Origin of the sequence: Filomicrobium sp., assembly GCF_025698805.1 — a bacterium.
Taxonomy (GTDB): domain Bacteria; phylum Pseudomonadota; class Alphaproteobacteria; order Rhizobiales; family Hyphomicrobiaceae; genus Filomicrobium; species Filomicrobium insigne.
This window is the reverse complement of sequence record NZ_JAILWT010000002.1, coordinates 173,219-185,160: the sequence shown is the minus strand read 5'-3', so window position 1 is coordinate 185,160 and position 11,942 is coordinate 173,219. Positions and strand designations below refer to the sequence as shown.

10 protein-coding genes are annotated in these 11,942 nt (G+C 57.9%); 7 read left to right on the top strand and 3 right to left on the bottom strand.

Going from position 1 to position 11,942, the window contains the following annotated elements:
* Nucleotides 1-15 precede the first annotated feature (15 nt).
* Complete coding sequence (gene folP, locus K5845_RS04575; protein ID WP_287958481.1) at nt 16-1,248, top strand: dihydropteroate synthase; 1,233 nt, start codon at nt 16-18, stop codon at nt 1,246-1,248.
* Nucleotides 1,249-1,257: 9 nt separating this feature from the next.
* On the opposite strand, the gene K5845_RS04570 is transcribed toward folP, so the two are convergent.
* Entirely contained in the window at nt 1,258-1,857 is a 600-nt protein-coding gene (locus tag K5845_RS04570) for a hypothetical protein (RefSeq protein ID WP_046475664.1), read from the bottom strand.
* A 19-nt stretch (nt 1,858-1,876) separates the two neighbouring features.
* On the bottom strand, nt 1,877-2,743 hold the full coding sequence (locus K5845_RS04565) for a ParA family protein (protein ID WP_046475667.1): 867 nt from the start codon (nt 2,741-2,743) through the stop codon (nt 1,877-1,879).
* A gap of 446 nt (nt 2,744-3,189) precedes the next feature.
* Between K5845_RS04565 and glmM the strand changes: the two genes are divergently transcribed.
* The 6 genes from glmM to K5845_RS04535 all read left to right on the top strand — a co-directional run bounded on the left by glmM (nt 3,190) and on the right by K5845_RS04535 (nt 11,310).
* Complete coding sequence (glmM, locus tag K5845_RS04560) at nt 3,190-4,554, top strand: phosphoglucosamine mutase (RefSeq protein ID WP_287958480.1); 1,365 nt, start codon at nt 3,190-3,192, stop codon at nt 4,552-4,554.
* Between the two features lie 293 nt (nt 4,555-4,847).
* Nucleotides 4,848-6,023, top strand: a complete 1,176-nt coding sequence (locus K5845_RS04555) for a phosphoserine transaminase (protein WP_287958479.1) — start codon at nt 4,848-4,850, stop codon at nt 6,021-6,023.
* Between the two features lie 69 nt (nt 6,024-6,092).
* Nucleotides 6,093-7,682, top strand: coding sequence for a phosphoglycerate dehydrogenase (gene serA, locus K5845_RS04550; RefSeq protein ID WP_090227650.1), 1,590 nt, complete (start codon nt 6,093-6,095; stop codon nt 7,680-7,682).
* 104 nt (nt 7,683-7,786) lie between these two features.
* The gene (locus K5845_RS04545) at nt 7,787-9,487 is read left to right on the top strand and encodes a mucoidy inhibitor MuiA family protein (RefSeq protein ID WP_287958478.1); all 1,701 of its coding nucleotides are present in this window, start codon (nt 7,787-7,789) and stop codon (nt 9,485-9,487) included.
* A gap of 28 nt (nt 9,488-9,515) precedes the next feature.
* The gene (locus K5845_RS04540; protein WP_046475685.1) at nt 9,516-9,869 is read left to right on the top strand and encodes a hypothetical protein; all 354 of its coding nucleotides are present in this window, start codon (nt 9,516-9,518) and stop codon (nt 9,867-9,869) included.
* A gap of 148 nt (nt 9,870-10,017) precedes the next feature.
* On the top strand, nt 10,018-11,310 hold the full coding sequence (locus tag K5845_RS04535; RefSeq protein ID WP_046475688.1) for an adenylosuccinate synthase: 1,293 nt from the start codon (nt 10,018-10,020) through the stop codon (nt 11,308-11,310).
* Between the two features lie 39 nt (nt 11,311-11,349).
* Here K5845_RS04535 and K5845_RS04530 read toward each other — a convergent pair whose 3' ends face one another.
* A complete protein-coding gene (locus K5845_RS04530) occupies nt 11,350-11,868 on the bottom strand; it encodes a GNAT family N-acetyltransferase (protein ID WP_170832425.1) in 519 nt (172 codons plus the stop codon).
* Nucleotides 11,869-11,942: the final 74 nt, after the last annotated feature.

Genomic DNA, 11,942 nt, shown 5'->3' with positions numbered 1-11,942 from the left:
GTATCTAAATCCGCCATGAGTTGGTATCAAAGCGGCCGCGAGATTGTCTCTCGCGGCCGCTTCTTTTTTGCCAAAGCGTGGATGGGCGGCTTGCAATTGACGACTGGTCGCGGGATCTACGTCCAGGACCACAACGAGGCTGGAAGTATGCAACGATCCATTTATCTGCGTCCGATCGGGTTTATTCCCAACGGTGGGAAGGCCTCCGAGGAGGAGGTGTGGGGCGGCATGCCATTGGCCGGTGGGCCGTTGGCCTTCACAGCTTTGGAGATTATCGAACGCAACGGTGCGCGCGTTGAGCGGCGTATGACCGGCTTATCTGAATTCTTCGAGCGTGATTGGGGGCGACATACCTTGCCGGCTTCGGATTTATTCGAAGCCCTGGGCACACCGCGTTCCCGTATCGGCGGGCTTTCCATGGACCGTCCCCGTATCATGGGGATCGTGAACGTGACGCCAGATAGCTTTTCGGATGGAGGGCAGCACGACACCGTACAGGCTGCCGTTGATCACGCGCTTAAGCTGGCGGACGAGGGGGCCGACATCCTCGACATTGGCGGCGAGTCCACGCGTCCCGGCTCCGATGCTGTGGCGGTCGACGATGAACTCAAGCGCGTTCTGCCCGTGCTGGAAGCGTTGCGAGACAAAACGGACAAGCTGATTTCTGTCGATACTCGTAAGGCCAAGGTCATGCGGCTGGCGGCCGAGGCGGGTGCGGACATTCTCAATGATGTTTCGGCTCTGACGTACGATCCGGATGCCTTACGTACGGCGGCGGAAACAGGATTGCCCGTCATGCTGATGCACGCGATCGGTGATCCGAAGACGATGAACGACAACCCTGTCTATGACGACGTTGTCATAGACGTTTTCGACTTTCTTGAGCGGCGAATTCATGCCTGTGAAGCTGTAGGTATTCCCCGCAGCAAATTGATCGTTGACCCCGGGATTGGGTTTGCAAAGCTGTTGCATCACAACGTTGCGGTGCTCTCGGCGATGAGCCTTTATCACGCGTTGGGTGTGCCGGTGCTGTTAGGGGCGTCACGCAAGAAGCTGATTGGTCAGCTTTGCAATGTGGATGTCGCGCGCGAGCGGGTGCCGGGATCCATTGCGGCGGCGCTCTCGTCCGTCGCGCAGGGGGTGCAGATCGTTCGCGTGCATGATGTGGCGGCGACTCGCCAAGCGATCGCAGTCTGGATGGCGGCGCTCTTCGGGGATGAGCGCGCCTTGGCTGAGCCAATCCGGTAGCGTGAGGCGTTAAACAGCGCGGCGGTCAGCGACACGCTTTTCGACGGCTTCAAGGATTGCCGCGCGCAGCGTGACGACGTCGATATCACCCGTCCGCAATTCGCGAGCTAAAACGATCTGCTGGGCCTTCGCCATGGCCCGCAGGTGCGCAACAGATCTGATTTCAGCCAGCTTAACGAGAAGGCCTTCGGCCCCTTCGCGCTTGTAAACCGGCACGAGGCCGAAGACGAAGGGGTCTGCTTCCCCGGTGGTTTCGGGAGGCGGTGCTTGAAGTTGCTCAGCCAGAGAAACCTCGGTCTTTACCGGTTCGGTGACGGCCGGCTCGGAGGCGACGGGTTGAGGCGTCTTTGTTTTGCGAGACCGTGAGGCTGGTTCGCTTTGTTTGCCACTCGTGCCCTGGGTGTCAGTTGATGGCTTCTTGGGCGCGGTCGCTGTGCTGTCGGTGTTGAGCGCTTCTACGTTCTTGCGCACGCGCACTGATGAAAAGACCTGCTTCGAGCATTCCGTCAGGCGGTCTGCCGTCGGCTCATCTAATCCACCCGCTTCCGTGAAAAAGCGCTTGAAAAAGCGATCCTTGGCGGGGCCGGAGAGTTTCTTGGTTTCGTTCATTGTTTCCGTTTCCGCGATGTCAGAGGGGAAGCGACGCGGACAATTCTTTGTAAAGCGCGTTCATTGGCGAAAGCGCTGACGCGTACTTTTCTGTCAGTGTCTGACGTTCTTCAGCCCAATAGAAGGCGTTCGCCAGATCCGGCAGCATGGGTAACTGAGTATTCAGCGTGGGATGGTCGGCTGAAATCGTTTCGATGTAAATCTGGTCCTGCCCGCCTGGGCGCACATAATTTGCCAGACAGCGATACCGACGCTCGGTTGGTGGGATTTCAGCGACGCCTTGCGCATTCTTGCCCTCGATGATCGTCGAAATCTTGTCGACCGCAAATTCCGAGACGGAGTCGGGGCGGAAGGGGACAATGACTTTGTTCGCTAGTCGCAACGCCGCAGCGGTTGCGTTGGAGATGCCTGGCGCGCAGTCAAGAATAATGATGTCAGCCAGCCTCCCTGAGGAGGTTAGCGCGCGTTTGAAGTGCTCGGCGCAGCGTTCCTTGGCGATGCGGAAGGAGCGGGCACTGAGAGAGTAATGCGAGATGAGCTCGTCCTGCATATCCTCAAAACGCAGAGAACCGGCGAGCAGATCGATCGGTGGGGCTTTGCCGTCATCGGTTTCGATATCGCCCACGCCGCGTTGGATGTAGTCCGAGATTGGGTTTTGTCCGTACATCTTGTCTTCGATGTAGGCGGCGACATTCTTTGAGGTCCTTTGGGCCTCAATCCATTGGGCGTTTCCGGTCAGGATCAAAGACGAGTTGGACTGTGCGTCAAGGTCGATAAGCAAAACCCGCTTACCGCCCCACACGGCGAATGCGTGCGCCAGCATGACAGAGACGGTGGATTTGCCCACACCACCCTTGCGGTTCGCGACAGCGAGGAAATATCCCATCCTACTTTCACTCCCTATCTGGCTCTTGGTGAAATCCGGAGCCGGCTGGGCGCATCGCGGATCGTGATGGAGCGAGCCGCGACGATTGCTGGATCTTTTGTTGAGGTATCTACGATTCCATCGCGGTGGTCAGCCCCTGAGGGCTCGCCAGGGCCGTTGGCCAACTTTTCTTCATGGATTTCGGCTATTAAGCGTGTTGGACAATTGAAATCCAGATCCGAGACGGGATGGATATCTTAAGGCTTTGCTGCTGCAACTAATCCGTGGGTAGTCCGGCGCTCTAAAGCAGGGGATGGTTATGAGATCCTGTTTAAACGTCGTATGACATCCAACACATGGATGATATTTCGTTGTCATTCGTCCAACGTAATGATGCGCTTTAGTGCACGGCTATATTGCTTACGCGTGATGGTCGCTTTTCAGCGCGGCAGGAACAGGTAGGAACCATGTCACGACGATATTTCGGTACAGACGGTATTCGCGGTTTGGCCAACCGGCACCCGATGACGTCGGAAGTTGCGCTGAAGGTCGGGATGGCGGCCGGTAAGGTTTTTCAGAACGGCACTCACTCCCATCGTCCGCGGGTCGTGATCGGTAAGGACACGCGACTGTCCGGCTATATGTTGGAAGCGGCGTTGATGTCTGGCTTTACGTCTGTTGGCATGGACGTTTTTCTACTTGGGCCGATGCCGACGCCGGCGGTCGCTATGTTGACACGGTCGCTGCGTGCCGACCTTGGTGTGATGATCTCAGCCTCACACAACAGGTTCGATGACAACGGCATCAAGTTGTTCGATCCGGATGGCTATAAGCTATCTGATGAGACGGAACTGCGTATTGAACAGCTGATTGATGAAGATTCTGCAGAGCTTCTTGCTGCCGCCGACGACATCGGCCGTGCTACGCGGGTGGAGAGTGCGCAAGAGCGCTATATCGAATACGCTAAGCGGACGCTGCCGCGAAACCTGCGGCTCGACGGACTTCGGATCGTCATCGATTGCGCTCATGGCGCCGGGTACAAGGTGGCTCCGGAAGTGCTGTGGGAGCTCGGAGCTGAGGTTATCAAGATTGGCGTTGAGCCCAATGGCCGTAACATCAATCTGAAGTGTGGATCGACGGCGCCGGAAGCGTTGATTGAAAAGGTTCACGAGGTGCGTGCAGATATCGGCATTGCTCTGGATGGGGATGCCGACCGTGTCGTGATCGTGGACGAGACGGGACGTATCGTCGACGGCGATCAGCTCATGGCGGTGATTGCGGAGAGCTGGCATCGACGCGGCCGTCTGGCTGCGGGCGGCATCGTTGCGACGGTCATGAGCAATCTCGGATTAGAGCGGCATTTGCGTGAGCTGGGGCTCGGGCTGCAGCGCACACCTGTCGGTGACCGTTACGTCGTGGAGCACATGCGCAAGCATGGCTTCAATGTCGGTGGGGAGCAGTCCGGCCACATTGTGTTGTCGGACTTTACAACGACGGGCGATGGCTTGGTTTCAGCGCTGCAGATACTTGCGGTGGCTGTGGCTGCCGATCGGCCCGTGTCCGATGTGTGCCAGCGCTTTGAACCTGTCCCTCAGGTTCTGCAGAACGTTCGATTTGCCAGCGGGAAGCCGCTTGAGGATGAGCGGGTGAAAACGGCGATCGAGAAGGCGCAGACGCGGCTGGGGAACACTGGCCGGTTGGTTATTCGGCCTTCTGGAACTGAGCCGGTTATCCGGGTTATGGCCGAGGGCGATGACGAACAGCTCGTGGGTACGGTCGTCGGTGACATTTGTGAAGCGGTTCGTGTTGCGGCCTCGCAAGAGGCTGCGTGATGGGCGAGGCTTAAATAAACCTTAAAGCTTGCCTGTCATGGTCTACGCTGACAGCGGTTGTTATCGCTAAATAGGTTTTTGACGTCAGGTCATATGCGGACGGGCCTGATGCGAGCGGGGTAACCGGATGACCGGTTGCCCCGCTTTGATGTTTAAACGGGTGTAAAGCGCTGGTCGCCCGTCGGTCGTATGATCCTAACGTTGAGATTGCCGGACCCGGATCAGATCTGTCATTGTCGTCAGTGGGACACCTCCCCCCAACGGGAGGCTGCTACTTGGAAGGGTAGTGTACAATGACGACACTTGCTAAGCCTGCCGTTCGGCCGGCTAATCCGCATTTTTCTTCGGGCCCCTGCGCCAAGCGTCCAGGCTGGAGCCCCGCGGTTCTCAAGGACGCATTTCTCGGCAGATCCCACCGTGCGCGCGAAGGTAAGGCGCGCCTTCAGCTCGCTATCGATCGGACCAGGGCTGTTCTTGAAGTGCCGGACGATTTCCGGATCGGCATCATGCCTGCTTCGGACACCGGTGCCTTCGAAGCGGCAATGTGGACGCTTCTCGGTGAGCGCGGTGTCGATGTCCTAGCCTGGGAGAGCTTCGGCAAAGGCTGGGTCAGCGACATCGTCAATCAGCTCAAGCTGGATGATGTACGTCGCCTGGAAGCTGATTACGGCCGGTTGCCGGACCTCAGTGCAGTAGACTTCTCGCGCGATGTCGTTTTCACGATGAACGGCACCACGTCAGGTGTGCGTATTCCCAATTTTGAGTGGGTCGCGGCGGATCGTTCGGGGTTAACCCTGGTTGATGCGACGTCGGGTGCCTTCGCGCAGCCCATCGACTGGGGCAAGGTCGATGCGCTTACGTTTTCTTGGCAGAAGGTGCTGGGGAGCGAGGGGGCGCATGGCATGCTTATCCTCAGCCCTCGCGCAGTCGAAAGACTCGAGTCCTATAACCCTCGCTGGCCGTTGCCGAAGATCTTTCGCCTCACGAAGGATGGCCGGCTCATCGACGGCATTTTCGTTGGCGAGACGATCAACACCCCGTCGATGCTGGCCGTTGAAGATTATCTCGATGCTTTGGCGTGGGCCCTGGATCAAGGCGGTCTCAAGGGCTTGATGGCCCGGGCGGATGCGAATGCTCGCGTGCTCATCGATTGGGTCAACGCAACGGATTGGGTCGCCAATCTTGCTGACGATCCGGCAACTTATTCCAACACTTCGGTTTGCTTGAAGATCGTTGATCCTCGCGTGATGTCTCTGGATCGTGATGGGCAGGCGAAGTTCGCCAAAGGCATCGCGTCGCTGCTTGATGCTGAAGATGCTGCGAAGGACATCTCGTTTTATCGGGATGCGCCTCCAGGTTTGCGCATCTGGACTGGAGCCACGGTCGAAACGGCCGATGTGGCGGCGCTGCTGCCGTGGCTCGACTGGGCTTTTGAGCGGTGTATAGCCGATCTCATCCGCGAAAGCTGAACGCAGCGTGTGGCCGCGGATGGCCCCTGAGTGTCTCCCCTTTTGTTTCGTTTCTTAGGATGAACATCCATGACTACTGCCAAGGTCCTCATTACGGACAAGCTTTCTGAAACCGCCGTTCAGATCTTCAAGGATCGCGGCCTTGACGTGACGTTTGACCCGTCGCTTGGAAAAGATCCGGAGCGTCTCCTGGAAGTGATTGGCGCGTACGACGGACTTGCCGTGCGTTCGGCCACCAAGGTGACATCGAAAGTCATCGCGGCTGCGGATCGCCTCAAGGTGATCGGGCGCGCGGGAATTGGCGTCGACAATATCGACGTCAAGGCTGCGACGGCTAAAGGCATCATCGTGATGAATACGCCTTCGGGTAATTCGGTCACGACGGCGGAGCATGCCCTTTCGATGATGATGGCTCTTGCGCGCCAGATCCCGCAGGCGAATGCTTCAACGCATGCCGGCAAATGGGAAAAGTCGAAATTCCTGGGTGTTGAGTTGTTCAACAAGACACTTGGTGTGATCGGGTGCGGAAACATCGGTGCAATCGTTGCCGACCGGGCCATCGGTCTCAAGATGCGCGTGATCGCTTACGATCCGTTTCTAACGGAAGAACGTGCGGTGGCTCTCGGAGTCGAGAAGGTCGAACTCGACGCGTTGTTGGCGCGCGCGGATTTCATTTCTCTTCATGTGCCGCTTACAGATAAGACACGCAACATCCTGTCAGCGGAGGCTCTTGCGAAGACGAAGTCGAGCGTTCGCATCATCAATTGTGCGCGCGGAGGTTTGATTGATGAGGGGGCTCTCGCAAGCGCATTGCGTGCCGGACACATTGCGGGAGCGGCCCTAGACGTCTTTGAACATGAGCCGGCAACAGATCATCCGCTATTCCTCTTCGACAACGTCATTTGTACGCCTCACCTCGGTGCGTCGACCGGCGAGGCCCAAGAGAAGGTCGCACTGCAGATCGCAGAGCAGATGTCAGACCACCTTTTGAAGGGAGCGATTACCAACGCCATCAACTTCCCTTCGATTACGCCGGAAGAAGCGCCGCGATTGATGCCGTACGTTACGCTCGCAGAGCAGCTCGGCTCGTTTGCCGGGCAGTTAACGGACGTGGCGATCAAGGGTGTTCGGCTTGAATATTGCGGTGAGGCTGCCGGGCTTAATGTGAAGCCGCTGACCGCTGCGGCGCTGGGTGGATTGCTGCGTCCGTCCATGCCGGACGTGAATATGGTGTCTGCCGCCCACAACGCAGCTCAACGCGGGATCGCCGTTGAAGAGATGACGTGTTCTCAGCACGATGTTTATGAGAGTTTCGTCAAATTGACGGTGAAGACGGATAGCTATGAGCGGTCCGTAGCGGGAACGATCTCCGTCGATGGACGGCCAAGGTTTATCCAGGTGCGTGATATCGATATGGATTTCGCTCTTAGCGAGCATATGCTGTTTGTGCGCAACCAGGATAAACCCGGCTTCATCGGCAACTTTGGGACGCTGATGGGAGAAAACGGGGTCAACATTGCGACGTTTAACCTGGGGCGCGAGACCCCTGGCGGCGAAGCCGTTACCGTTGTCGCGCTCGATGATGCCGTTTCTGATGAGGTATTGAAGCAGGTTTCCCAGCTCAAACACGTTGTGCGGGCGCGCCGACTAAGATTTTGATGCTCCTTTCGGACCGGTCGTCATAATGCGGTCGCCTTGAGGCCGCACGAGGGGATATTTTCTCGGGCCGATCCGAACAAACTTAGCACTACGAGGGGCACTCAATGCTGCGCGCTGCTTTCACCTGCCTTTTTGCCGTCGTTACCGTCGCGGGAGCGGTGGCGGAAGACATAAAGGTTCCCTCGCGGATCGATAGCGTGCTGGTCTTTCCCTCCGGTGCGGAAGTGACGCGCGTTGCCAAAGTGAAGTTGGACAGCGGTGCGCAGACACTCGTATTCGAGGATCTGCCTGCACAGGCTGATACAAGTTCAATACGCGTTGAAGGCAAGGCCAGCGGCGTCTTGGAAATTGGTGCGGTCGACAGCCGTCGCATCTTCATCTCTCGTGACGATGCGCAAGCGGCGGCTTCGACCCGTCGTCGTATCGATGATGAAATCGAGAAGCTCAAGGATCAAAGGACCCTTATCGAGGGTCAGATCTCCGCATATGACACTCAAGTCAGGCTCATTGAAAACCTCGCGGCTCTGCCAAACCAGCCTGCGCAGCCCGGTGCGTCCGCCTTGGTTCCGCGCGAAGATTGGTCAGCGCTTTTTGCGCTGATCGGCACGAGCATGAACGACGCACAGAGCGGTCGCCTTGAGGCCAACGTCAAAATTCGAGATCTCGACCGGCGTATCGCAGATCTGCAAAAGGAGCTTGCTCTGCTGGCCCCCAAAAGGGAGGAGCGAACAGAGATCAAGGTCTCGGTTGCGGCGCAAACGGCGCTCGATGCCGAGATGATCGTTCGTTATCAGGTGCGCGGCGCATCCTGGCAGCCGTCGTACGACGCACGGCTTTCGACAGGCTCGAAGACCGTTGAGCCAAGCCTGGATCTCGTCCGGCGTGCTACCATTACCCAACGCACCGGGGAGGCTTGGGAGGACGTATCGTTGACGCTCTCGACGACGCGACCCAAGGCCGGATCTTCAGCTCCCGAGCTCACGCCTATTACTGTTGACTTCAGAGTCGAGCCGAAGCCGCTTCCACCCCCTTCTCCTGCTCCGCAAGTGATGATGGAGCGTCGTGGTGATGCCGGAAACCGTCCCCAAGAAGAAGCCGTTATTGCGGATTCGCGCGAACGTATGGGTGCGGTCGCGCGCAAAGTTGCAGTGCAGCAGCGACTGGCAACCGTTGAGAACGCGCCCTTCCAGGCGCTTTATCGCGTCTCGGAGCGAACTTCAGTTCCCGATACGGGTGAAACCAAACGCGTGCAGCTCACGCAAAATACCGTTGCGCCGCAGCTCGTTGTGAAGACCGTACCCAAGCTTGACCCTACGGCCTATCTCTACGCGAAATTTAAGCTACCCGATCGTGAGGCGCTGTTGCCGGGACAGGTCTCGCTGTTCCGCGATCAAACGTTCGTCGGAACGGGACGGTTGCCGCTGGTGAGCGGTAACGAAGAGGTGGAACTTGGTTTTGGGACCGACGACCTCGTGCGTGTCCGCTATGCGGTTGCAGGAGAGGTTCAAGGCGAGAGTGGTCTGATTTCCTCGTCCCGTAATGATCGGCGTGAATTCAAAATCAGTGTGAAAAACCTTCACGAGCGCGCCATCACTCTGTCTGTTCTCGATCAATTGCCAGTGTCTAAGCAGCAAGGAATTACGGTCGAGTTCATCGGAGCGAATAAGCCGACACGGCAGAATCTCGAAGACAAGCGCGGCATCATAAGTTGGGACAGTCAGATTGACGTCGATGAAGAGAAGGTCATTGACTTCGGATATAAGGTCGCTTGGCCGTCGCCACGCGAGATTATGTACGGCCAGTAACAAGACTACGTAAATCGGGGAGGCTCGAATGGGCAGGCGCGGATACATTTTCCTGGGGCTCATCCTGTTTGCCGTCGCGGCGGGCGTGCTTGGCTACAGACTGATGCATGAAGGCGATGCGCTGGCGCGCTATTCGTGGATCGTTGGCGAAGAGAATGCGGCACCGGAGCAGGAGCGTTCGGCGTCCCGACCGCAGGCTTCACCAGGCGCCGATAGTTTCGCGCAGGCCCGGCGTGTTGAGGGCGGTGGAACGCGCCAGGAAAAGCTCAACAATATGAAGTTGTTGGAACTCGGACTGGATATAGCCAACGTGCTGGTCGGGCTTATCGGCATAGTTCTTGCCATCAGTGGCATGCGCATGCGACGGGAAGCGCGTTCTTAAATTCTGATTATAAAAGCGTTTTTTTCTCTGTACGGCTTGTAGAGCGTCTGTCGCACTCATAAACGTTTTCAGACGGGGCAGAACGCACTATAGTATCTCAAAGCCCCGGCATGTGCCGGGGCTTTCGGTGTTTTTACGAAGGGTCGAGATGTCGAACGTCGTGGTTGTTGGCGCCCAATGGGGTGACGAAGGTAAGGGCAAAATTGTTGATTGGCTGTCGGAACGCGCCGACATCGTCGTTCGATTTCAGGGAGGTCATAACGCCGGCCATACTCTGGTTATCGGCGGGCAGACGTACAAGCTGTCGCTGTTGCCTTCCAGCGTCGTGCGCGGAGGAAAGATGGGGATCATCGGCAACGGCGTGGTGATCGATCCGTGGGCGCTGTGCGACGAAATCGAACGGCTGCGGGCGCAGGGTGTGAACGTTTCGGCAGATAACCTGCGCGTTGCAGAGAATGCGACCCTCATCCTTCCGCTTCACCGAGAGCTGGACCAAATGCGCGAGGAAGCTGCGGGAGGCGGTCGGATCGGCACGACCGGACGCGGGATTGGACCTGCGTACGAAGACAAGGTTGGCCGCCGTGCCATCCGCATCAACGATTTGAAAAACCTCGACACCCTCGGTCCAAAGGTTGAACGCATTCTCGTTCACCATAATGCTTTGCGGCGCGGGCTGGGCAAGCCTGAGGTGGGCGCAGACGCGCTAATGGCGGAGCTCTCTGAAGTGCGGACGAAGATCCTGCCCTTCATGGACGTCACGTGGGAGTTGTTGGATAGCGCTCGCCGCGCAGGTAAGCGCATTCTGTTCGAGGGTGCTCAGGGCACTCTGCTTGATATCGATCACGGCACGTATCCGTTCGTCACCTCTTCGAACACGGTGGCGGCGCAGGCGGCGACGGGATCGGGCATTGGTCCTCGTAATCTTGGATACGTTCTCGGCATTGCCAAGGCCTACACGACGCGTGTGGGTTCTGGACCATTTCCATCCGAACTTACGGATGAGATTGGTCGGACGTTGGGTGAGCGGGGCCACGAGTTTGGCACCGTCACGGGACGGGCACGTCGTTGTGGCTGGTTCGATGCCGTGCTCGCGCGACAAGCGATCAAGGTCGGTGGGATCGATGGCATCGCGTTGACGAAGCTCGATGTTCTCGATGGCTTTGACGAGGTTAGGGTTTGCGTCGGTTACGAGATCGACGGTGAGCGCATCGAACGTCTGCCGGCAGGACAAAACTCGCAAGCGCGCGTGCGTCCTATTTGGGAAACGTTCGAAGGTTGGTCAGCTTCCACACGTGGTGCACGAACGTGGGCGGATTTGCCGGCGCAGGCCGTCAAGTACGTGCGTCATATCGAGGAACTCATTGAGTGCCCCGTGACGTTACTCTCGACTTCGCCAGAACGCGACGACACGATCCTCATGCGTGATCCGTTCGAGGATTGAGGTTAGACGATCCGGTGATCCCAGCCGCTGTTCTTCAGCTTAGGCGGCTTGGATCAACCCGTGGAAACTGGCTGCTGCGCCGGTTTGAAGTTCCAGGCCGAGGATGCGTGCCGGATTGACGGGGCCCGGGAATGTGATGCTTCCTGGCGGAAGCGGCTTAAACCCGAACCGCGCGTAATAGGGCTCATCGCCGACAAGGATGACGAGGGCTATGTCGTTCGCACGGGCCAAATCTAAGCCTTCAGCGATCAACTGACGCCCATAGCCCCTATTGGCAAAAGCCGGATCAACGGCGAGTGGGCCGAGAAGTAGTGCTCTCGTGGTTCCGCCAATCGAGATCTCCGTGAAACGGAGGGCCGCGATGATGGCTCCGTTTGCAACGGCAACACGACAATAGGGAGAAACCGGCGTGCGGCCTTCGCGGACGCGATAAGCCGTACGGGCAAACCGTCCGGGGCCGAATGCGCGTGCGTGTAAGCGCGAAATTTCCGGCAAATCAGAAAGCTCTGCCGGTCGGGTGATGACGGGAGCTGCTTCAACTTTAAGCTGGTTATTCACGAGCGTGTGGTCCTCAGGGTGGTTTTTTCTTGTCGCTTCTTTCGCTCGATTGGCGGGTGGGTAGAGGTGGATTG